Origin of the sequence: Mesorhizobium sp. WSM4311 (assembly GCF_002295115.1) — a bacterium.
Classification (GTDB): Bacteria; Pseudomonadota; Alphaproteobacteria; order Rhizobiales; family Rhizobiaceae; genus Mesorhizobium.
On sequence record NZ_NSFV01000007.1, the window covers coordinates 342532 to 364401 of the forward strand.

A 21870-nucleotide genomic window follows, 5' to 3' on the forward strand; every position below is an offset into this window, starting at 1 on the left:
CGAGATTTCGGTCTCGCAGCGAGGGGTCAGATGGGCAGGGGCCTAAGCCCTATCGTGGAGATCAGATCGCCTGCTTCGTTGGGAAAACCGGATCTCGTCAATTTCCAAGGTCCTTGGGTCGCCCCATCGGGACAGCGCGGGCGATGATCGAGGCCGGATTGCCTGATCTTGATGGGAATCAGGTATCGCCTCCTGCCCGCCCGTTGTGCCTTCGCCGATCGTGGCAACTCGGCAAAGGTCGCGCCCGGCCGTGTGAGGTGGGCTTCACTTCGTGGCGGAGTGCCTCGCCGACGGCACGGATGTGGTGGGACAAAAAACATTGAAAGACATCGGAGCAGATTTGAATGCCGCGCGATCCCACCGATCGATAACCGTTTATTTTCCTTGTTTTGCAAACATCCTCCGGTTCACCAAAGTCTTTTAATATTAATTGCTTATGGCCAATTTCGCCAATCGAGCTTCACTGTGCCCCAGCACTCTCAGAATGATTGTTCTCATGAAGACGATCCGGGAGCGGGGAGGGCGATCTCTGCCTGCTTCATCTATCTTCGATTCTTGCTGCTGTTCGCCAGTCAGTCTCTGTATGGCCGCACATAGCGCAGCTATTTCAAGTCTGGAAAGCCCATTGCTCAATGCGTGCGGCAAAGGGCGGTAACGACCTACTAATGGGATAGTTTGGAGCGCCTGATCGAGAATGCCGAGGCGGCAAACGGGTGAAACGCCAGCATCCGACCCCGCAGCAGACTTTCGCGTACGGGGCCGTGTATGACCGCTCTGCGTCTCATTTCGGCCGGTGCGGCAAGTTTGCCGCTAGCTGAAAGCGGACATCGCCATCAGCACGCTGGGTGCGAAGCCGGAACGAGAGCTGGCCAACATATCTATTGATGGAGCGCCACGGCACTAGCTTCATTGTCGCAAAGATGCGCGCCGATAGCTACGTAATGCCATTATCCTGTTGCGGTTTGACGACGGGTGTTACCAAGCCCTACTTGTATGCAATAGCGACAACACCTTATTGATATCGAGAACCGATCAATGAAAATGGAGAGTTCCTGGCGATTCGATACACCCGGTCCCATGCCATCTGAAGCGGTGCGTGAGTTCGACACCCTCATCGGCAAGGTCGTGGCTCAAGGCAACCGCTGGCGAATGCTTGAACATTTCAAGGGATACTTCGGGGCATCGGGCAGCAGCTCTTCTGAGAGCTGGGCGGAATCCGACCTGAACAGTTTCATGTCGCAGACAGCAGAGAATGCGCCGCTGTTCATCGAAGCCTTTTACGAGGGGTGTGAGGCGCTGCGCGGCGACGACGGTATTGCTGTCCCTGATGTCGGCCGTATGAACCGCATTCTGAAGGAGCACGGCGTCGGATACGAAATCAGGCCGCCGGAGCTGGTGGCAGTCGGGTTCCATGAGCCGATCTCCGTCCCCGAGCGCTATCAGTCGCTCGATGAACAGGCGCAGGACATTGTGCAGCAATCGCTCCAGCAATCCGAGAAGCTGCTTGCCGAAGGACACCCCCGGCAGGCCGTCCAGGAAATCCTATGGCTGATGGAATCAGTCGTAACGGCTTTCAAAGGACTCAGCGCCGGCAATTCGACGATTGAAGAAAAATACTTCAACAAGATCGCGCAGGAACTCCGGGCCAAGAAGAAGGGACAAACGATAGAACAAGTTCTTACTTGGCTCACGACGCTGCATGGCTATCTTTCATCACCGACGGGCGGCGGCGTCAGGCATGGCGTTGACCTTAAGAGTGGCATCACGATCAACGCGGATGAGGGGCGACTCTATTGCAACCTGATCCGCAGCTACGTGACCTTCCTTATGGCCGAACACTACCGAATGAGCCGGGGCACCTAGGGACAACGCACGCAGCGCCCATTAACCGATCAATGCAGACCCGGGAATTCTTGCAAGGCAGGTCGAATTTTGCTGACCAGCATTTCGCTTGCCCAGGATGCAACTTGTGGGTTGCCGCCCTCTACCAGCGCAAGAAGCGCAACTTCGATGCGCGCCAACAAGGGGAATGACTTGCGCTCGATAGCTTCATCGATCCAGTCCTCCACGCCGGCATGGTCGCGGCGCAGGAACGTATGGATTGAATAGGTGATCGGTTCGACGATGCCCGCATTGTGACAGACGATCGATCCATGCCCCTCGATATGGTGCATGAGAACCCCGCTCATGTCCTCCTGCAAAACAGGCCGGCGCAGAGCCATGGGCGCTGTACCGATCTCAGTAAGAAGCATGGGATCAGCGCGGCTAGCTACCGTGCCGTCCGGGGTCTGCGCCACAAATGGATATCCCGCCAAGTGCGCAAGGATCATCCAACTATCCATATCAGCGTACATCTCGCCGTCCGCAAATTCCTCCGCGGCAAAAACCTCCTGGACTGCACCGGTTTCCACCATGACCTGACCATCCTCACGGACAGTGAACTCGATGCGGCCTGAGCCTGGCACATTCATGGCAAACTTCATCCCCGGCCTTAACTTCTCGGCGCGGGGCTTAACGCTCAGCATCTCTGTGATGAAGTTCATAGGTATCGACCCGCCAATGGTTACAAAATCGAACAGCGCTTGCGCGCCAATTATGTCCCCCAGCGGCAATCGCGCGCACGCGGCAATGAACCACGCGGCGGCGCTTGGCGGGTTGGCTATTCGCGATTTCAGGTCATGAGCCAAATGGAAAGCCAGTTCCGAAGCCAGCAGTTCAGGAAGACGAGCGACAATCACCATATCTTGGTCTTCGTTCACGCTCTCCTTGGCAAATCCCCTACTTATGAGTTCCTTCAGCTCCCTGGTGTCGATGTGGTCTTTTAGTGTCTTGCGGCGGATGACGAACGTCTCCATCGACTGCAGTACGGTTGCCGGCAGCCGGCTGTTGTCCGCCGTGTCCACCATCACGGCCTCGGCGAGTGCCCGGTAGCTATGACGAATGACGCTGTTTTCATCAAAGCGCTCCCGGGCACGATTCAGCAACTCCACCCCCAATAGGGGCGGCAGGGCTGCGGCCAACGCTTCATTCGCATATTGCGGCGAAGTCGTAATATCAGCGCCCAGAGAGCGCAGTACCCATGGAATTCTATATTCGATTGCCGACTGTCCGCCCTGCATGATCCCGATGCGGTGGTCTGACAAAAGATTGACGGCTTGGCCGAACTCCGATGCTGCCAGAACGTCCAGTGTTACGACAGTTGAGCGCCTTCCTATCTTGGTGGCTTTTCGTCCTGTCTCGTTCATGGTCAGACGGGTGGTGACTGTATCATCCACCCCGATAACGAGCCGGAGATTACTGCCATACCGATCGCCGGACAGCTCTTCGATATCTCTTCTGACTTCGTCGCGCGCCGTCCCTAAACCGTCGATCGCCAGCACAAGTGCCGGGCCATCCTGCTTGGAAAGGCTGGCAAGCCAGTTTCGCGTATCGTTAGCAGAGACGTGCCAGCCCAAGGCATCCCCAAGGATTGCGGAAATCATGGAAATTATCCCTCCACCATGGCTGTCCGCCTCTACGAAGAGAACAGCCATGTCATCAACGGAGAACTGGCTCAGAGCGACCTCGCGCAGAACATTGCTTTTGCCCGCCAGCGGTGCGCCCTCGACAATGGTAATCCGTTTCCTTGCACGGACATTGTCCAGTACCTCGGCTGTCGCAGAGCGGGGAATGAGAAACCCCTCTACAAAAGGCTTCTCAAATTCGTCCCAGCGCCCAGTCATGTCAGCAAGCGTAGTGTCGGTAGCAGCGCGAACGGCGCTCATCCACACGCGGGAGCTAGGCCCCATCAGTACCTCGACCGCCCGCTGCAGGTCGGAAGCGGCGAGCATGCCGGCGGCAGAGAACAGCTTTCCGAGCGCAACTTCCGATGGCGTACCCGGCTGCCATTCTTTGGCGGCATGTGTTTCGATTAAGGTAAGGTCCACGCCGTTCGTGATGACGACGAGAGGAGGACGCGGGTCAACCATCCGCGCATATGACAGCCCCTGATCCGTGTCGTCTTGGGTAAGCGGAAGCCCCTCCCTCTTTAATTCCAGAACAGCCAGCGGCGTCGAACCGTGAAACACGAGTATGTCGGCGCGCGCCTGCGCTTGTGAAGCCGCCGCGCCGTCCACCTCGACAATCTTATGGCCGAACTTGAACGTGAATTTTAATTGATGTTTCAGGCTGCCAGGGGGCAGCCATGGGAAGGCCAAGAGAAGCACAGCGTGAATCCGCGCCTCCAGATCGGCTTCGGTCGGCGCGGTGGTCACCGGCACTAAGGTCAAGGACGCTCCTGACGATTGAAGTGTATGCGTGTTGCGATAGTCCCAGATACCGCACCAATAGGTCAAGCTAACGGCTTGATCTGTATTTCCCGAGGGCGCGGCCGCGCCGCGCAATCGCTTCGTGCAACGGCTGCCGTTCCGCACAATTCACGACGTGTGGCACTCATGCTCGACCGACGCCAGGAAAGGCGCGAGCACAGCCGGTGCGCCGCTGTCATCGTGTGCGGGCATCCTTGAGGATGTCGGTCTTAGCGGCAAGCCGTGTGCGTCTCGCACGGTTCTGCGGCTCACATCGCCGGAAACGCACGCTTGAGGCCTTTACCGGTGCACGGCGTGCTCCGCCACAGGTAGTCTTGGTAACGCGGCACCAATCGTCCGCTGTTGCCGACATGCGCGGGACTGCGGTTTATGTGCCGTTTTTTTGGGACCGACCGGTTGCTTGGGTGCCCCATTTTTCCGGTGGTCAAGAAGCCGGTGAGTTGGAAGGACAAATACTGGCAGCCGGTCCGGCCCCTATTGCAATCGGCTGTCGATCCACTGGTTATGCGCATCAACGCGCATCTCGATTCCGCGCGTACAATTCTGATCTCCAGCCGAGGTAATGCCGACCAAGATAAGGTCGCCGCTCTTCTGCTCACGCAGAAAGGCTGGGCCGCCTGAATCGCCGCTACAGGTGTTTGATGCCTGCCCCTTGAAGTAGAAATTGAAGGTGTCCAGGTCCGAATAACGCCATGTCGCTTCCCGCTTGACGCCGGCGCCAGATCCCTTTCCGCCTTTCATAACCTTGAGGCCAAAGCCGACAAAGGTAAGCTCGGCGGAATAGCTCTTCTTGATATCGGACCAGGTCGGGTTGAGTTTGTGTAGCGCGGCATTGGGAGCGCCGATGTCCGCGGCGGTGTACATGAGGCCGATGTCATGCTGGATTGAGTTCTTGGTGCGCTTGTATTGGATGCCCATTTCGCCCTTCGGAAAGGCCGCGTCGACTACCTGTTTCAGGGCGCCAGGCTCGAAGATGCTATTGCCAAGAAACAGCTGAACCTTGCCTTCAGCTATCGCGGTTTCGTAGCCGTCGATGCAATGCGCCGCAGTCAACACCGTGCGTTTGCCGACCACCACGCCCGAGCAATGGATCCTGCCGTCAAGCAGAATACCGACGACGGAATCGTACAGGCCGTCCGCCACCGGCGTTCCGCCAAGAATGTACGGATCGAGCGGCTCTTCGGACGCAATGATCGCATTGGGGGTAACGCTGACCTTGACGGCCGACGAATGCTCAGCTCGGCTCTCGCAACAACCGCCGGCATTGCTTGCCGCCACGTGAGTGCCGACCGTCAGGAAGTAGACGTCCCCTTCCTTGGGCTCCACGTTCAACGCAGCCGCGTGGCTTGAGTCGACCGAGGTGGTCGTGCCGTCCGGCGCCTTGAGCGCAATCGACAATTCGCCCGTGGCGCCGGTCGCGGCCACGGCTATCGTATAGGCGGAATGGTTGAGCTCTTTGCTGAACTCGATCTTGGTTACGCTGACGGCACCGCCCTCGCTGCGCGCAGTTGTGTCGTGTCCGTCGATAAGAACGCATTGATCGTTCGGACCGCAGAAGCCGCACGTGCGGTAATGTCCGCCCGCAGCAAAGGCGGAGGCACGCAGCTCGACGAACATACCATCGGCGCTCTGATCGGAGTAGGAGACGCCGGCGTCGGCGGATGCCGTACTGATGCGCCCATAAGGGGTGCACATGCTCGCCATCGTCCCGTCGGCCCGTGTGCTAACCGGGCCGGTGCCGCTGGCGGTTTGCGGCTGGCCATCGGATACTGAGGAAAACGTAGTGTTCGTCGACGTCGACGAGATCGAAAAATCCGCGGCCAGAACGTAATTGGGGAGCATGGAGGCAAGCGCCGCCAGCGTCCAGAGGATCGTTTTGGGGGAGCGCATCACCGGCCTCCGCACGCACCGGATTCGGTGCAGGAAAATATTGTGATGCCGCCGCCGTCCTTGCCGATTTTGGCGGTCCCCGGCGCATTAAGCGTCGTCGTGTAGATGTTCTTGAACTTCAGGTTGATCGTGTTCTCGCGGTAGCCGGTAGAAGTCTGTTCGCCAGTCACGGTGGCGCCCAGACCGACGCCAGCCAAGGCCGTGTTGGCGACGTCTACGGTGAGCTTCTGCGAGCCGCCCTGGGTGGCGTTTGCCGTCACCTTCAATGTCGCGTTGACCTCGTCGATGAGAAGGCCTGCCCGCATATGATTTTGATCGAGTTCCTGCTTCAACACGACCAAACTCTTGCCGATCTCGCGCGTCGCGTCGACCAGCGTTATGTTGCTAGGTTTCGACACGTCGACGGGGGTGTAGGCTGCGCAGGAACACAGGCCAAGCAGCGAGGCTGCACCAACACAAACATTGGTTATCTTGGAAAATACGCGGAACGATATTGGCATTTTTCTTCTCCTTGGTTTGTTCATGACAGAGCCGGCTAGTTCTGCGAGACACCCAGCATCCCGCTGAGAAGACGCTAATCATCGGGTGCGACGATCGCGTCGATGGTGACGAGTTCGCCCTCGAGCGGAGCGGGTGTGATAGCGCCTGTCAGTGGGTCAGCGATGAAGGCGCCGGGGCTGGTCAATGCGGCGGGAAAATCCACGCCGCCGGCGCGAGGGCGCGGCACCCTCGCGGAGAGCCGTTCGGCGGCGTCGATCGTGGCCCCATCGAGGTTCCAACGATCGGATTTGAGTTGGCGCGACAGTTCCGCATCGCAGGTCTCGATATCGCGCCCTGGGCAGGCGAGCGCCCAAACCTTCAACGCCGGACGCGTACGGCCGATCAGCGCGGCGGTGGGTGGCGGCTTGTCTGTTTCGACCAGCGAGCAAACGACCATGCTCACCTTGTTGCCTTCGACGATGTCGTAGTCGGCAATCTCCGGTTTCCCGAAACCCGGCAGCTTTGCCTCGATCGCTGCGCGCCCGATGGCTTCCAGCGCCGCCTGGAGCAGCTTCTGTCCAGGCTGTGCCTCGCCGGGTTTCGTCTGCTCGAGCTCTTCCCTGGTGAGCGGTTGCGACACCACGCACCATTGGCGACCTTGCGGAAGCATGGCCTCCACAACGTTGTCTGCCGCTGCCGGGAGTGATTGGCAGACCAGTGTCGCTGAGATTAGCGCCGGCCACGCGAGGGTCCAATCAAGCTTAGCCATAGCAAATCACCTGCCCTACGTTGATGACGGACTCTGCGATCTGACCGACGGTCTGGAGCAAGCCCGCCACGAACAGGGTCTGGGCCGGCTCAAGAGACGCTGAAATGAAGGCATTGATGATGTTGTCGGCGTCGCGAAAGTTGCTAACGATCTGTGGCGAGTAGCCGCCCACGACGAATGGTGGGGGTTGCATGATCGCTACCCCGCGGTTGCAGGCCTTGATCTCGTCTTGCTTGAGCAGGACGATCGGATTGCTAAGAAACAGGGTCGCTCCGGCCGCTCGCACCGCCAGCTTGATGTCGTATTTGAAGTTGACCTCTGGGGTGCTCCAAGACCATTTGCACTTTTTCGGTGGAAAGCCGCAGATGCCCCACGTCCAGCCCGATTGCTCTGGAATGACAACCCACTTCTTCGTCGGTCCGTGACACTCGCGTCCCGAAGTCGTGTGAAAAGCAAGGCCGAATGGGCCGGTAGAGCCGGAAGCCGAGAAGTTCCCCTTGTCTGCTGTCAGATTTAGGCTGGTCGGCCCAAGCCCGTAGTTGTACTCGACCGGGACCTTCAATTTATTGCCGTCATCGCATTCGAATCCCATGTCCAGATCGCCGGATTTCGAACCAGTGAAAGCGCCGAGCGATATGTGGCCGTTGCCGGATAGCTGGTCAGCGCGGCCCTCGGCATTGAGCTCGACGGCAAAGTGTGGGCGGTTGTTTTGCTGGGCATCCAGCTTGCCGTCAGCGGCGATGCGCGCTGCCGTCAGATGGACGAACTCGCCATCATTCGCCCCGAGCCGTTCGATCCGGCGTGCGTTCAGGCTGATGCTTGCATCGAGCGCCCGCATGTCCTTGCCGAAACGGATATCACCGTTGGCGACTGCAAGGCTGAAATCGTCGATGAGGAGATATTCAAGCGATAGGCTATCTTTGTAGTCGACCCTCGCCGCGCGTGCCTGGCCGACGGAGAGCGGCGAAACAACGGTGGAGGAATAGCTCACCTCGGTCGGGCTGTCAGGATTGGCTGGCTTGTAGAGGCGGCTAGCCCCGGCCTTCAGATTGACCAATCGGGCCATCGCGATCTCCACGGTCGCAGATCGTGCTATCGACACCTCGAACAGATCGAAACGGACGTCGGGATCAACTAGGTGGGTGCCATCAAGGTCGATCTCCGCGCCGGGCTCCAGGAAATGGAAGTGCGTGTCTTCAGCCACGAGCTCGGCGCGTGCGATCAACACCCGGCCCGTCGCCAGGTCGAACAGAAGGTCGGCACCTGCGCGGGTTTTCAACCGCAGGCTCGCTTTGGCCTTCTTGCCATCCTCGCCGATTTTTAGGATGGGCTCGCCGACGATCATGGCGCCGACGCTGGTCTCGAGGAAACCGTTGCTGGCCTTGCCAATCGTCAGGTCGGTGGCGCTTGCAATCGCCAGGTCGGCCGTCGACAAGGTGGGCACGACGCCGGCAATCACCGGTTCAAGGAACGCCGTGGCGCCTAATGCAAGTTCGAAGTCGCCCACTTTGACGGACAGATGGCTCGCCTCGATATCCGCAAGCGGGACCCGGAGCAGCCCCTTGAGCCGGAAAGCTTTGAGGGCGCCGGTAAGCGAGACGCGGTGGTCGTCTGTCAGAAACTTCACCGCACCTGAGGCCGGGGGGATCGCGAAACTGACCGGAAATTCAAGGGTAGGCGCGGTGGCATTGGCACTCATCACACTTTCTGCGAACGCCATGCTTTGGTTCGCTTCGACCTGCATTTTGCCGAACAGCAATGCGGCCGTGTCGAGCTTGCCGCTGACCTTGATGAGATCGGCTGCGCGTGCAATGCGCACATCGGCCGTGCCCGGTGCATCGGTCAGCATGCTCAGGATGCTTGACACGGGCGAGGCGAAACGCAGATCAGCCTGAAAGCCAGTCGCCGCAATGCTGTCGACGGTTCCAGCCACGGCGCCCTGAAGCAGGCTTTCCTTGGACGGACTGGCAATGCCACCCCGGTCGGTAGCGAACTTCAGTGTATGGAATGCGAAATCGCTGGCAGCAAAGCCATGATCGGACTGCGCGATTGCCGCGGTGACCCGGGCGACGTCAAAAGTGGGCCGGTCGGCGCTGAAGCTGGCAGCATTGCCACGCATGCCAGCTTCGCCGGATGCGCCCGCAACTTCGACGAGGTCGACGGTGGCCGCACCAGCAACCGCCGTGATCCGCACGGACCGCGCGCTCATCTTGAAATTGCTAAGGAAGATGTCATCCAGTGCGAGCGAATTGCCCTCAAGGGCGATTGGCTTGGACGCGAGTTGACCCTTCCACAGGCAGCCCTGTCTGGCTTTGAGGTCAAGGCGATAGACGATGTTTTCGGTGCCCGGGTGGGCGGAGGCCAAAGTAAGGTCGGCAATGTCGCTGCCATCCACCGTCAACCGAGCGTGTTCAATCGTGCGGTTCCAGGCCTCGATCTCGAGTTCCCCGGAGACGCCGGAAGGATCAATCAAAATAGGCTTGCTGTTGGCAATCCACAGCTTCGATCCAGCCAGATCGGACGTACCGCCGCTAACCGGTACGACGCCGGACTCAATGCGTCCAAGTTTTGCTTGGAAGGCGCCTGCATCGATATAGTAGCGGTTGGTGCCTGTGTTGGCTTCGAAAATCCAGCCGCCGACGTTAAGCTGCTCGACTTGGCCGGCTAGGAACGCCGGCCGTCCAGCTGCCGCCTCGTGGCCGGCTAGGGCGTGACACGATTCGACCGGACCAGACATTTGCGGCTTCGCCGCGAAGACAACAAGGAACCTGTCGCGGCCTCTCTGGCTAGACGGCTTCAGAACTATGCGTGTCCATTTGCCGTCAGCCATATAAATCGTCTGGTGGCTGTCTGCCTGCGTGGTGGCACCGTCGATGCAGAAGTCACCGATGACAATTCCTGCCGCGCCAGTCGGCGTTACGGCGAGGAAGATGAAGAGAAGCAATGTGAGGACGCGCATTTGAACCACCTGTGCCTCGACCGCGTTTCAAGATCGCAAGGCAAGCCGGTTCGCTTGGGAGGATGCCAGCGCGACGGAAGGAGCCGTTGTGCTGAGGACGAACCGGCATTGGATGCCTTGGCCGCAGCCCGCCGTTCGCTTGCGGGTTGCTGACAGAGCGCGTTGTCTCACCAGTGGCGTGACACGGGCGTTACAGGCGGTTTGAATGCAAGGGGGCCGCCAGCGGCGAAAGCGAATTTCCTTCGTCCAGTGCTCGCCAATCGTTCGCTGTTGCGAACGGGCGCAGGACTGCGCTTATCCGCTATTTCTTCTTTGGGGCGCACCGATCCGTTGCCCGGGAAAAAAGCGAGACAGGCATTCGCTCCACAAATGAGGAACGTGCTGCCTCCACACGCGGTGGTCACCTATAAGGTCGTTCATGTGGGCTCCGCAGTAAAGCTGCGCCTGCATCACATGGAAACCCTGGACTTGGAGAAGGTATGGATGATGGTGAAAAAGGCTTAGGCTAGGGCTAGACTACACAGGCGCACTCTTGAATGCCGTTTCTTATTTCCAGGTGAATTGCGTTTTCGAACGCGTGCAAGCAATCTCCGCCCGCTATGGTCACGGTGCATCTGATTCCCGGAGATATCCGCGAAACACACGAGATCCAAGAGTGGCGCAACGCCGCTGGCGGGATTTCGACCGCGCATCCGAACGAGTGGGCAGATCTTATCGGGGTGCCCGACGATAACTGCAAGCGGACGTGGGCGACCTATGCGAAGCACAGCGCTTCGCGATCGCCTGCTGCGGAATAGCCAATGGCGAGCGTCGTTGGTTCCGCCCTAAAGGAGCGAGAAGGCGTTATTGCCGCCGACACGATCTTTACGAAGCAATTCCGCTGGCTCTTTCGAGAGCAAAAGGTTCTGGATTTCGGGGTCGATGCCGAAGTCGAGATTACTGAAGACGATATGCCCACTGGCAAACTCATCGCGCTTCAAATCAAGAGCGGCACCTCGTTCTTCAAGCGGGAAATCAAAGAAGGGTACGTGTTTTACGGAGAAATGCGCCACTTAAAATATTGGACGAACCACGTCCTACCCATGTTTCTCATTCTCCATAACCCGGAAACCGGCGTTACCCTTTACCAGCGAATTGAAGAGCGCCTTTGCAAGGTAACAGATAAAGGGTGGAGCATTGTCGTTCCCCGCGACAACGCGCTCAATGCCAGCGCCGCGGGGGACCTTGCAGCTGGCCCCGACCTAGACGAAGAAGGCCAGCTGCGTCTCCGCTTCAGCCTGGACGCGCCCCTGATGGAGCGCTTTGTTGGCGCCGATGCCAAGATGATCTGGGAATACTGGTTCAATAAAAGCCTGAGCCTCCGCAACGCCCGCTTCATCTTTGAGGACGAAGAGCCGATAAAAGTGGGAGGCTGGTATCCTACTGATGACATTGGCCTCGCCATGCAGAATCTATTCCCCTGGCTCACCTATCAATACGAGGACGATTCTACCAAATGGGATGTTTCCGGCGAAGCTGACATCTTTACCCTCCTGGTTTCTTTGAGGCCGGAAGCTAAGGCGTATCTGGAAGCCGAGAGATTCTTTCGAGAGGGTATTACCGACGAAACGCCCGACCAGCCCGTCCGCGACGACGAGGAGGATGATGGTTGGATTTACCGCATTCGCGACGACGACTGACTATCCCTTTTTCGCCTGCTCAAAAAATTTGCGCATTACGTCGGCGGGAGTTTGCGGAAGCTCTATTCGGCTTTTGACAGTGGCTTTCGTCACAAGGATTTCCATTTGAGGCGCCTCGGCCGGCGGGCCATCCCAATAGCGTGCTGCAGTGGCGTCTTCGAGTGGCTTACCCTCCTTCACGGCATCTTTAAGCACTGTGTAGTGTCGCAGGTCGCCAGCGTGAATGAAATCCACCTCATCGTATTTCATTGTGTAGAGATATTTTCTCGGGTCAGAAGTTTTGCCACGAAACTCCCAAAGGTATTTTGCTACCCGCAAGTCCTGCCACAGATACAGCGCGCCCTTTCTCAGAGCCTCACCCTCCTCGTGTGCAGCTCTTAGAAACAGCTCGGCCTTTTTCTCGATTTCGGTCAAACCATCCATGTTATCGCGGCCAGACACAACGATCCGGCCATCTTCATAGTCCTCGTTTGAATAGTGATACCCGATCGGCACGTACAACCCCCACCTGCGCCCGACAGAAAATGCAGGTCGGGCTTATGGTAATGGAGCTTTCTGGCGTTCGTAAGCGTCTGCGGGCACATTTCCCCGCTTAACTTCACCTAGGTCGGCATTCTCTTGCCAGTGATCCTGAAGCTGCCAAGCCGGCCCCTAGGCTGCCGAGCAACAATGCGCCGCCCCTTGGCCATTCAGCGCCGTTCGCTTCTGCCCAAAAGCTGCGGTCGGTTCATCTCGCTCGTAACCACGTCCGTGAATGTGTACGAATGGGGCAGGTCGGACTCAGCCGTCCGCCGGGATTCCGGCTAAATTCTAGCGGATTGCAAGGAGGCGCCCGTTGATAGAAGGAGGTATCTACGTCGACGATTCCGGAAATCCTGGTGTCGATTCGGGGTCGGAATTCCTGCCCTCCTCGCGAAAATCTTGGACCGCCGTGATCGTGCCGTCGGCGATCGCCGGCGTCGTTCAGGGCGCCATGGATATCTTCCTGACGGGCGTACGGGACGAGTTTGGCGCCGGGGAATTGCACTTCACCAATATCTACAGCGGCGAGGGGCCGTGGAAGTCGGTCAACCCCCATAGGCGCGCGGAGATGATCGGCATCATGGCAGATCTCATGGATCGGCTCAGCCTCCCCATCGTGCACCAGACTGTCAGCGACTTTACACTTCTTGATCATCCGGATCTTGTGCGCTCCCTTGAAGGCAAGCGTGTCGGCGGCTGGAATCTAGAAGACATCTCCCACTTCGGACTCTTGCTGCTTTGCTCCCAGGTTTCGATGCAAATCCGCACCATGAAGGACGATAGCCCCCAGGCCTTCGAACTTCCTCTCCCCCTCTACGTCGACGAGGGGGTCATGACTGCGGGCCGCGATCGCAAGTTGCCAAACTGGTCGGACGTAATCGAGGGGCCGCAGGCGTGCTTCCGCAGATCTGCAGATGTCCCAGGCATACAGCTGGCCGACTTCGCTGCCTTCATCCTCACCCGGTCGCAATGGATCGCGGTCAATAGGAACCCGGGGCCAATGTTCGGCAGGGCCGATGAGCTAATTCTCCGCGCCGCAGCGAGACTTAACATCCTGAATCTGTCAATGCGTTGGGCGACGCCGGGTGAGCTTGAACGTGGAAACTATGAGGACTGGCTTTCGGCCGATAGGGTTGCGAAGGGTCTCCCGCCACGGCCTTTCGACGGCAAGTGAATGCACCTGACTGGCATCTGCTAGCGTTCGATCCGACGGACTGTGGCGAGCGAAAACGGAACAAAGTTGAACCGCCTTCGGCGAGGATGGGGGTAGCACGGACAAGGATAGACGCGGCTGGCGCACAAGCGAAGCGGGAGCCGCACGCTTCTCCGATCCGTCGCGCCGGGGATCTTCGCCCGTGTGTGCCGAAAACTCTGGCAGCGGGTTCGGCCGGGCGAATGTGAGATAGAGTACGTCCGCTGCAAGGGGGCACGCAACGTTGAAAGGCTAGCTGAAAATTGGAGTATCCCAATCGATTTCTGAGAAAACTCGGTTTGCGATGAAGTTCATGAGGGCGATACCGGCCGGCAAGAATCGTGCTGTTCGATCGTAGGTGAAAGGTGCAGGCATCTGGTGCTTGTTGCCGTGAGCGGCGTTGTTGCGGAGTTGAGCGTAGCTACGCGAGAGGAGCCAGTCCCAAGATGCTATTGGCTCGTCGTCGCAATCCCAACCAAGGCGACCGTCGTGCTTTATGACGAGGTATTGCGGCGCCGCTTGAGCGAAAATCTCGAAACCGGAACTGGCAAAGTCGAACGAGTGAAAAGGGAAATTTGCTTCGACGCGTTGCGCCACTCGTGTCCAATTGACGCCGGAGATGACGATGAGCCCACCAACGGCGTTTGTATGGGCTAACGATGTGTCTCGATTGACTAAGAAGAACTCAAACTTCGAGGCCTTCAACATGAAGTCGGCAATGTCTTTCTCTTCCATCGCAATCTCCGTTGACTAGAAAGCCTCATTGTAACCGAGCCCTGCAAGCGTGCCGAACTAGATCAACGCGCCAGGCGCGCCGCCGGACATCATCGAAGAGAGTGGCCCAGCATCATGGTCGCCGAGCGCGTCGGCCCATACTAGGTCAGTTTTCAGAAGGGGATACGCTCGTCCTGGCGGAAGGAACTGAGACCCGATGCCATAGCGGGCCTGCGGCGTTTGTCCGGCTTCAGGGCTGCTGTTTGTGGGTTGCGGAGGGCAGCCAGTTCCAGCTTGATGAAAGCCACCAACCGTCGTTAAGGCCGATCGACTTCAATTCCTACCGATCGCAATCGTGCCGCTGCGGCATCCAACACCGAGTCGTCAAACCTTTCAGGATGTCGCAGGGCGACCGCTTCGAAAGTCAGCTCGGCCATTTGGCGTTCGATGAGCATGAAGAAACCCTCCGATGGTTTCGCGCCAAGGATCAGATCCTTGATGGTCTCTAACTCGCCCACTCGGGCGATCTTTGGACGTGTTCGCCCCAACCGTGTCGTTCTTTCGCGTTCGCCCGTAAGGGTGCCTTCCAACGCGTGGATGCTTCGCCATACATCATGCTCAAATGTGCCCGGCTTTTCCGATGGAAGGATTTCATAGAGACGCAAATCAACTGCGCGGGCAACAGCCTGCTCACCTTTTCGACGGGCATTTGCAGCGATTTGCCTGAGGCTCTTCGGATCAACGCACCCCTCTATCATCTTCATGGCGCGTGCGGCGGCAATATAGGTCATGGTCTTGCTTTCTGCTCATGCGACGGGGAGAGATTGAACAAACCGGGCCAATCGGTCGGCTTCCCGGTCTGTCAGATCGTCGGGCAGATCGATTCTAATCTGAAGGCCGGGGCGGAGATGGAAGCTGTGTTGGAGCAGACCCGCCTCATTCGCAGGAGCCTCGGCCAACTGATCCGGGTTTTCCAGGCGATCGATTGCAGTAGCGATCCGCTCAACATGCTGAGTGCCAACGTTTGCATTCCTGTTCATCAGGTTATGCAAGATTGTTCCACTAAAACCAAGTTTGCCACCCAAAGCGGCATAAGCCATCCCGGTTCTTTGTTTGACCGCCACAAGGCGTTGGATCGTTTGCGGCGTCAGCGGTCCATTGGGGAATTGCTGGTATGGTAGGGTCAAAAGCAGCCATTTGGTTTTCCCACGGCCCGGCTCATCCGGGGATGAAGGCCGTGTAATAAGTTTTGTCAATTATTGATCAGTGATAATTAGTGATGTGTTCAATCCTATTAGACTGGAACGACCTGCAAGATCGCCAGAGGGTTGCGATGCTATTTGAGCCAATGAATCGCCAAGCGGACAGTGGCAAGTGAAGTCGTCAGCGGAACGACAGCTTGTTGGCGTCTTGATCCCGAAAACGGACGAGCTGCTTACGGCCCCAGAGCAGCCAGTCTGCAATGCGCCTCATTTCGGTCGTTTCGAAGGCTCCACTCCTCTGCCAAAAGCGGACGTCTGGGGCCGATGCCGGACATCCAATGACGCCGCCGCGCGTGGTCGCTGCTTCGCGCCTCTATCATGACCCTTCTGCAATTGGTCGGAGGCCTCTTAAGTTCACATCAATTACATCAAGGTTGGCGGCGTGCATGGAAAGACCGTCGCCTGGCCCGGCGGGGCTGCGGCCTCTTTCAAAGCTCGGCCGTTGGGGTAAATCCAGGCTAGGCTAGGTCGCTAGGATCGAGTGCGGTATTCGATGCCAATAGCAGGGTAGACTATTCGCCGAGGCATGATGCCACCGAAGCGATGACCTTCGTTTGTGATAACCCATGGAACCATTGCAGTAGGCTTGGAGATCCGAAACCCAGGTAGGCTCTCGAAACCCTGCGTGTTTTCGAGGTGGGCATAGACTGCGAATTTGATGATGTCTTCTATTTCGAGGTAGTAGCCAGGACGAGAGCGAACACGTTCAAAGGCAATCCGACCGCATGAAACCATGGTGTCGCCGCGACGCTTCACGATGTCAAAGTGGTCGTGAGTATTGATCAGTCTTCCCTTGAACGAGATAGCCTTCCCAATATAGGCGATCCGCGCCCTGCCTTGCTGTCGCCAGTGTTTGCGTGTGAATGCATATACCCCGCCGTGGCCGGCCCATCCTACCGGAACAGGGAAGGATCGGTCATCGGGATGCCAGACGAGTGGTTCGGACCATGTGATCGTAGCAAGTCGGTAGTACGCACGGCCCGCATAGCCCGTGACGTCTCGGAAGTCCGCTCCCAGATCCAGCAGCTTCACACGTCCCCCCACATTGACTGAATCAGTGAATCCGCCCGCACTTTAGCAGGAGAACGCCGGGTTGCTACCGGCGGAAGGAAATATACACTTTGATGCCTGCATCGCGGTTTAGCCATACCTAGATTGACCAAGCTCGAGACGATTACTGAGTCCAGCCGCCGCCAACTCACCAGCGGTAAACGGCAGCTATCGGATCCTCGATGCTCGAATCCGGACTGTCTGGAGACGGCCCCAATCGAGACGCTCCTTGCTCGTCCAAGAACGTCGTTAATGGTGCTAGCGCAAATTTCCGATGAGAGACTGAAACACCGTCACGATCCTTCTTCGCGAGATAGGGCAAGTGAGACGTTCATCGGGCGAAATGCAGCGGTGTAGGTGGGACAAGAACATCGAAAAACATTGGAGCAGATTTGAATGCTTTGCTGTCCCACTAGTTCCTAACTGCTTGATTTAGCTCCTTTTCCAAACATCCTCCGGGCCCACCAAAATTGTTTAATATCAATTAGTTATGGTCAATTCCGCTTAGAAGTGGGCCAATCTAGATTCGCTATGTCCCAGGACTCAGGTGCATTGACTCAATCCATGAGCGGGGAAGGGCGAGTTATGCCTGCTCTTAAGTTCGATTGTCCTCCGTTCGTCAGTCAGGTTTGTGCAGCCATGTATAGTCCAGCTATTTCGAGGCTGGAAAGACCCTCGGGCGATGCGTGCGGCAAAAGGCGGTAACGACGTGCGAATGGGATGGTTGCCGCGACCGATCGAGCATGCCGCGACGGCAATTAAGCTGGTGTCGATACCAGCATCTGTGACTTCTGCTGAGCCGGAATTCGACCCGAAGACGACTGAGGTCGGCCGTGGCTTGGACGACCGCTTTGCGTTGCCAGTTCGGTCGTTGAGAAGTCCGCCGCAAGATTCTGAAAGCAGTCACCCGCGCGACTAGGTGCGGCGGCCCTTTTGCGCCACTAGCAGACATTGACAGGCGCGGCACACGTCTCTGAACTCGGTCACCGGGGCCACGAAGCCGATTACGCCTCACTCGGCGCCCGATCCACTTCGCAAGTGGGACATTCGAGCCTGCGAGCGGCTCATGGCCTCTACCATGTCGCGCAATGGGATCGGCTTCTGCAGCCTCACGACATCCGCCAGCTCGGCGGGGATCACTTCGGCGCGTCTCTGGTGACAAATGCGAACGGCACGTCGCGTTGACGCAGCAAATGCACGATCTCGAACTTCGGCCCGCCACCGCCGAGATTGAGCTCGAACACCGCGGACGTCGGCGTTTCTGTTTCAAGGAGGCGGCGCGTCGCGTCGGCGTTGAGCATGGGACATGCGGGCTCGATCCTTCTCAGGACCTCGTTGCCGATCGAGTGGCTTGCGCACTAGGCCAAAAAACGCTCATTTGAAGTGTCGGCGAGGAATGACAGTCGCGGTTGTACCTTGCAGCACGACTGTTGAAAGCGCGAGGCGGTCCCGTGGGCACTGATTCAGATCGCAGAACGCTGTCATTCGGCCCCTTTCACTTGGTTCCTACGCGGGAGCTACTCGTACGCGGGGATCAACCTGTGCGGATTGGTAGCCGCGCCTTGGGGATCCTCGTCGCAATGGCCGAACGTGCTGGCGAAGTAGTCAGCAAGAGGGAGCTGTTCGACATCGTTTGGCCCAACACGGCCATCGAGGAGAGTAGTCTCAGGGTCCATGTCGCTGCCCTGCGCAAAGCGCTCGGCGAAGGTGAAGGCGATAACCGCTACATCGCCACAATTCCTGGTCGTGGCTATCGCTTCGTTGCGCCAGTCGCAACATCTGGGCAACCGGCGCCGCGCCAAACAGACGCCGCCGCACGACCGCGAAGCGACGGGATAGTCGTCACCGGAATCCGCATCTTCGGCCGCGACGACTTCGTGGCCTCGCTGGACGCCCTTCTTTACGAACGGCGCTTGGTCACCGTGGTCGGTCCAGGAGGCATGGGGAAGACGTCCGTCGCACTCGCTGTCACGGAATGTGTCGCGCCGCGTTACTCCGACGGGGCATTTATCGTCGAACTCGCGCGCTTGGCTGACCCACGACTCGCCCCTACGGCGCTCGCCACGGCGCTGGGCAAGCCGGTGCGCTCCAAAGATGCGACCCCCGAGCTCCTCGAGTTCCTCCAGGACAAACATATGCTGGTCGTGCTCGATAATTGTGAGCATCTTATCGACGCGGCGGCTGAGCTGGCCGAACGGATCACCCAAAACACATCACAAGTCAGCGTCCTCGCCACAAGCCGCGAGCCCCTTCGGGCTCTCGGCGAGACGGTGGCACGATTGCCATCGCTCGGCTTCCCAACCCGGCTGCAAGGCCTCACAACGGTCGAGGCGCTCAGCTTTCCGGCCATGCAACTCTTTCTCGATCGTGCGAAGGCGACGCGAAGCGATTTCGAGCTCGACGATTCGACGGTGCCATTTGCCGCCGACATATGTCGTCGCCTCGACGGAATCCCACTTGCTATCGAGCTTGCCGCTGGCCGCGTCGACGCGTTTGGCACCCGCGAGCTTGCATCCCTGTTGGACGAACGATTTCGCGTGCTGAACCGCGGCAGGCGAACGGCTCTGCCGCGTCAGCAGACTTTGAGCGCAACCTTTGATTGGAGCTATGAACTGCTGTCGGAAAGCGAGCAGAGCGTCCTCAGGCGCCTCTCGGTGTTCGTCGGAGCCGTCTCGATGGAGCCCGCGCTTGCCGTAGCGGCGGGCAGCGGCCAATCCGAGTCCACGACAGCGGCCGTCATTGCAGGGCTGGTATCGAAGTCGCTGGTGGCGGCGGACACCACTGGACCGGCGACTCAATACAGGTTGCTCGAATCGACCCGAAGCTATGCTCGCGAGAAGCTGATCGAGGCAGGCGAGAGCCCCGCAGCGGCGCGTCGCCATGCCTCCTACTACGCCGCGCTACTTGATCGAGCGAATTCAGAGTTTCTCAGCAAGCCGCTAGCCGAGTGGATGGCCGAGTACAGCAGCTGCATCGACAACGTCCACGTTGCCATTGATTGGGCTCTATCGCCTGATGGCGACGGTGATGTCGGCGTGGCGCTGACTGCCAACGCCGTTCCGTTGTGGACTCGCCTGACGCTCCTTGAGGAATGCCGAACTCGCGTCGAACGCGCCCTTTCAGTCTTGAGTCCAGATGTCGCTCGCGGAGGCAAGCGCGAGATGCAGCTCTTTGCAGCATTTGCGGCGGCCTCGACCCTTACCAAGGGACCGGGACCGGAATCGGAACTAGCCTGGTCAGCGACGCTCCAGATCGCTGAGCGGATCGGCGACATCGATTATCAACTGCGCGCACTATGGGGCATTTGGATTGGCCATCACACCGGAGAGAGCCAGGCCAAGGCCCTCGAGGCGGCGCGCCAGTTCAGAGAGGTCGCAACGCTGTCGTCGGATGTTGCCGATCCCATCGTCGGCGATCGGATCATTGGAACGGTCCTCTGGGCTCAGGGAGAACTGCAGGCCGCTCGCAACACGATGGAACAGGTCCTTCGCTCATATGTGGCTCCGTCCGACCGTTCGCACCTGATCCGCTTCCAATTCGATCAACGGGTCACGGCCTATTCGGCACTGTCTCTGACGCTTTGGCTTCAGGGTTTTCCCGAGCAGGCAATGAAGATAGTCGAGACCAGTGCGCAACTGGCACAAAACCTTGCCCACGATCCTTCGATATTTCATGCGACCGCATTGTCGGGTTGCCGGGTAGCGCTGCTCGCGGGCGACAGGCCTTCCGCCGATAGGCTGCTTGCCTTGCTGCAGGGCGCGGTAGCGAGGCAGGTCAGCTACGGCGTCTGGATTCGAGCCTACCGAGGCGAGATCATGATCCGCGACGGCGATCCTGAAGCTGGTTCGCGTTTATTGGAGATGGCTCTGACTGAGCTCCCGAAAGCGGCCTTTCACGCGCACTACGCGTCGCTTCGGGCCGCCCTGGCGCAGGGCTTCCACGCGGCGGGCCGGGCTGACGAGGCGACGACGGTGATCGAGGATGCGCTCGCACTCGCCGAACGGTCGGGGGACGTCTGGTATCTTCCAGAGTTGCTGCGGATCAAAGGAGGGTTCCTGGCCGCGCGAGGGGCAGTCGATGCGGGCGAGGAGATTTTTCTGCTTTCGCTGGACTGGGCGCGGCGGCAAGGGGCGCTTGCATGGCAGCTCCGCACGGGCATCAGCCTGGCGCGTCTCTGGTCGGAACAGGGCAGGATCGACGCGGCGCACGCGTTGCTGTCTGAGCTGCGGGCGAGATTTACGGGGGGTTCGAGACGGTCGATCTTGTCGAAGCCGCACAGCTGCTCTCGCGGCTAGAAGACAGCCGACGGGGCGATACTGATGAGATTGAGACCGACAAGAGCGCCCGAGGGAAACTGCTGTAACCTGCCGCCTTCGGAGAGTCGGCCGAGATCGATGCCGGCCAGGCCCAGATGCGCGATCATCCTGCCGATCACCGCCTTGGCACGCGCATGGTCGCCAGAAAAGAAGATGACACGCCGTCCCGTCGCCGCCTCCGGGGGCATCAGTAGCAACTGAGGCGGCAGCGTGTTGAAGGCCTTTACGAGCCGTGCGCCGGGGACGAGGCGGGATACAATCTCGCTGGAGTTCCTCGCCAGGAAATCGGGGAGTGCGGCGGTAGGCATGTCGGGGTTCGTTGCATCGATCACGATCCTGCCGTCCCAATCGGGCACTTCCAGTAGCGCCACGGGAAGCTGGGACCATGGTACGGCGAGCACGACGATTTCCTCTTGCGCCGCCTCGGTCACGCTAGCGGCGACGGCCAGGTGCCCGAGTTCCCTTGCAAAATCCTGAAGGGTTGACCTTCCTCGTTTGTTGCTGACAACCGCCACCATACCGGCCCCCACTGCGAGGCGCGCGATGGCTGACCCGAGCCGCCCGCAGCCAATGATGCCGATCCTGGCATACTCGATATCGGCAAGACTGCTCGGACCTGGTCGGAGGGGCATGGGCTGGTTGGCTCGCGCACTACCTCCAGGATGATACATGGCGCTCCGTGAAGCGAGTGAATCGATGTGAACGCCGAAGCAGCTAGCGCAGCAATTTT

The 21870-nt window shown here is 58.8% G+C and carries 17 protein-coding genes; 6 read left to right on the plus strand and 11 right to left on the minus strand.

What is annotated here, in order from left to right; all coding sequences use genetic code 11:
- The first annotated feature begins 1077 nt into the window (after window positions 1-1077).
- On the plus strand, window positions 1078-1863 hold the full coding sequence (locus tag CK226_RS20790) for a hypothetical protein (protein WP_245437791.1): 786 nt from the start codon (window positions 1078-1080) through the stop codon (window positions 1861-1863).
- A gap of 29 nt (window positions 1864-1892) precedes the next feature.
- On the opposite strand, the gene CK226_RS20795 is transcribed toward CK226_RS20790, so the two are convergent.
- From CK226_RS20795 to CK226_RS20815, 5 genes are all read right to left on the minus strand, one after another.
- Entirely contained in the window at window positions 1893-4259 is a 2367-nt protein-coding gene (locus tag CK226_RS20795) for a type I restriction enzyme HsdR N-terminal domain-containing protein (RefSeq protein ID WP_245437803.1), read from the minus strand.
- 522 nt (window positions 4260-4781) lie between these two features.
- Complete coding sequence (locus CK226_RS20800; RefSeq protein WP_095792919.1) at window positions 4782-6197, minus strand: trypsin-like serine protease; 1416 nt, start codon at window positions 6195-6197, stop codon at window positions 4782-4784.
- On the minus strand, window positions 6197-6721 hold the full coding sequence (locus CK226_RS20805; protein ID WP_142887638.1) for a hypothetical protein: 525 nt from the start codon (window positions 6719-6721) through the stop codon (window positions 6197-6199). Before CK226_RS20805 ends, CK226_RS20800 begins: the two co-directional genes overlap by 1 nt.
- A 50-nt stretch (window positions 6722-6771) precedes the next feature.
- Window positions 6772-7347 carry a hypothetical protein gene (locus CK226_RS20810; RefSeq protein WP_095792921.1) on the minus strand — a complete coding sequence of 192 codons (576 nt, stop codon included), beginning with the start codon at window positions 7345-7347 and terminating at the stop codon, window positions 6772-6774.
- A gap of 91 nt (window positions 7348-7438) precedes the next feature.
- Window positions 7439-10405 (minus strand): hypothetical protein, encoded by a 2967-nt coding sequence (locus CK226_RS20815; protein ID WP_095792922.1) that lies wholly within the window; start codon window positions 10403-10405, stop codon window positions 7439-7441.
- Between the two features lie 162 nt (window positions 10406-10567).
- Between CK226_RS20815 and CK226_RS34975 the strand changes: the two genes are divergently transcribed.
- Together CK226_RS34975 and CK226_RS20825 are read left to right on the plus strand one after the other, a co-directional pair.
- On the plus strand, window positions 10568-10909 hold the full coding sequence (locus CK226_RS34975; RefSeq protein ID WP_210202248.1) for a hypothetical protein: 342 nt from the start codon (window positions 10568-10570) through the stop codon (window positions 10907-10909).
- 296 nt (window positions 10910-11205) lie between these two features.
- Window positions 11206-12084 (plus strand): DUF4365 domain-containing protein, encoded by an 879-nt coding sequence (locus tag CK226_RS20825; protein ID WP_095792924.1) that lies wholly within the window; start codon window positions 11206-11208, stop codon window positions 12082-12084.
- On the opposite strand, the gene CK226_RS20830 is transcribed toward CK226_RS20825, so the two are convergent.
- Window positions 12085-12579 (minus strand): hypothetical protein, encoded by a 495-nt coding sequence (locus CK226_RS20830; protein ID WP_142887637.1) that lies wholly within the window; start codon window positions 12577-12579, stop codon window positions 12085-12087. It abuts the gene before it with no gap.
- A 340-nt stretch (window positions 12580-12919) separates the two neighbouring features.
- Between CK226_RS20830 and CK226_RS20835 the strand changes: the two genes are divergently transcribed.
- Window positions 12920-13780: a DUF3800 domain-containing protein gene (locus CK226_RS20835; protein WP_245437792.1), complete on the plus strand. Its 861-nt coding sequence runs from the start codon at window positions 12920-12922 to the stop codon at window positions 13778-13780.
- A 270-nt stretch (window positions 13781-14050) separates the two neighbouring features.
- On the opposite strand, the gene CK226_RS20840 is transcribed toward CK226_RS20835, so the two are convergent.
- A complete protein-coding gene (locus CK226_RS20840; RefSeq protein ID WP_095792926.1) occupies window positions 14051-14533 on the minus strand; it encodes a hypothetical protein in 483 nt (160 codons plus the stop codon).
- A gap of 296 nt (window positions 14534-14829) precedes the next feature.
- Entirely contained in the window at window positions 14830-15303 is a 474-nt protein-coding gene (locus tag CK226_RS20845) for a hypothetical protein (RefSeq protein WP_095792927.1), read from the minus strand.
- A 33-nt stretch (window positions 15304-15336) separates the two neighbouring features.
- Between CK226_RS20845 and CK226_RS20850 the strand changes: the two genes are divergently transcribed.
- Entirely contained in the window at window positions 15337-15693 is a 357-nt protein-coding gene (locus CK226_RS20850) for a hypothetical protein (RefSeq protein WP_095792928.1), read from the plus strand.
- Window positions 15694-16245: 552 nt separating this feature from the next.
- Here CK226_RS20850 and CK226_RS20855 read toward each other — a convergent pair.
- Together CK226_RS20855 and CK226_RS34980 are read right to left on the minus strand one after the other, a co-directional pair.
- A complete protein-coding gene (locus CK226_RS20855) occupies window positions 16246-16806 on the minus strand; it encodes a hypothetical protein (protein WP_095792929.1) in 561 nt (186 codons plus the stop codon).
- A gap of 1154 nt (window positions 16807-17960) precedes the next feature.
- Window positions 17961-18125, minus strand: coding sequence for a hypothetical protein (locus CK226_RS34980; RefSeq protein WP_179295996.1), 165 nt, complete (start codon window positions 18123-18125; stop codon window positions 17961-17963).
- A gap of 240 nt (window positions 18126-18365) precedes the next feature.
- Between CK226_RS34980 and CK226_RS20860 the strand changes: the two genes are divergently transcribed.
- On the plus strand, window positions 18366-21119 hold the full coding sequence (locus tag CK226_RS20860; protein WP_280951479.1) for a winged helix-turn-helix domain-containing protein: 2754 nt from the start codon (window positions 18366-18368) through the stop codon (window positions 21117-21119).
- Here CK226_RS20860 and CK226_RS20865 read toward each other — a convergent pair.
- A complete protein-coding gene (locus tag CK226_RS20865; protein WP_095789170.1) occupies window positions 21116-21772 on the minus strand; it encodes an NAD(P)-binding domain-containing protein in 657 nt (218 codons plus the stop codon). The two genes, CK226_RS20860 and CK226_RS20865, sit on opposite strands and share 4 nt — an antisense overlap.
- Window positions 21773-21870: the final 98 nt, after the last annotated feature.

What these genes read in the sequence shown, in the direction of transcription:
- CK226_RS20845 (WP_095792927.1), bottom strand. Translation starts at nt 15,303, where the DNA reads ATGACCTATATTGCCGCCGCACGCGCCATGAAGATGATAGAGGGGTGC.
- CK226_RS20865 (WP_095789170.1), bottom strand. Translation starts at nt 21,772, where the DNA reads ATGCCCCTCCGACCAGGTCCGAGCAGTCTTGCCGATATCGAGTATGCC.
- CK226_RS20800 (WP_095792919.1), bottom strand. Translation starts at nt 6,197, where the DNA reads ATGCGCTCCCCCAAAACGATCCTCTGGACGCTGGCGGCGCTTGCCTCC.
- CK226_RS20790 (WP_245437791.1), top strand. Translation starts at nt 1,078, where the DNA reads ATGCCATCTGAAGCGGTGCGTGAGTTCGACACCCTCATCGGCAAGGTC.
- CK226_RS20815 (WP_095792922.1), bottom strand. Translation starts at nt 10,405, where the DNA reads ATGCGCGTCCTCACATTGCTTCTCTTCATCTTCCTCGCCGTAACGCCG.
- CK226_RS34980 (WP_179295996.1), bottom strand. Translation starts at nt 18,125, where the DNA reads ATGCTCAACGCCGACGCGACGCGCCGCCTCCTTGAAACAGAAACGCCG.
- CK226_RS20840 (WP_095792926.1), bottom strand. Translation starts at nt 14,533, where the DNA reads ATGGAAGAGAAAGACATTGCCGACTTCATGTTGAAGGCCTCGAAGTTT.
- CK226_RS20825 (WP_095792924.1), top strand. Translation starts at nt 11,206, where the DNA reads ATGGCGAGCGTCGTTGGTTCCGCCCTAAAGGAGCGAGAAGGCGTTATT.
- CK226_RS20810 (WP_095792921.1), bottom strand. Translation starts at nt 7,347, where the DNA reads ATGCTTCCGCAAGGTCGCCAATGGTGCGTGGTGTCGCAACCGCTCACC.
- CK226_RS20805 (WP_142887638.1), bottom strand. Translation starts at nt 6,721, where the DNA reads ATGAACAAACCAAGGAGAAGAAAAATGCCAATATCGTTCCGCGTATTT.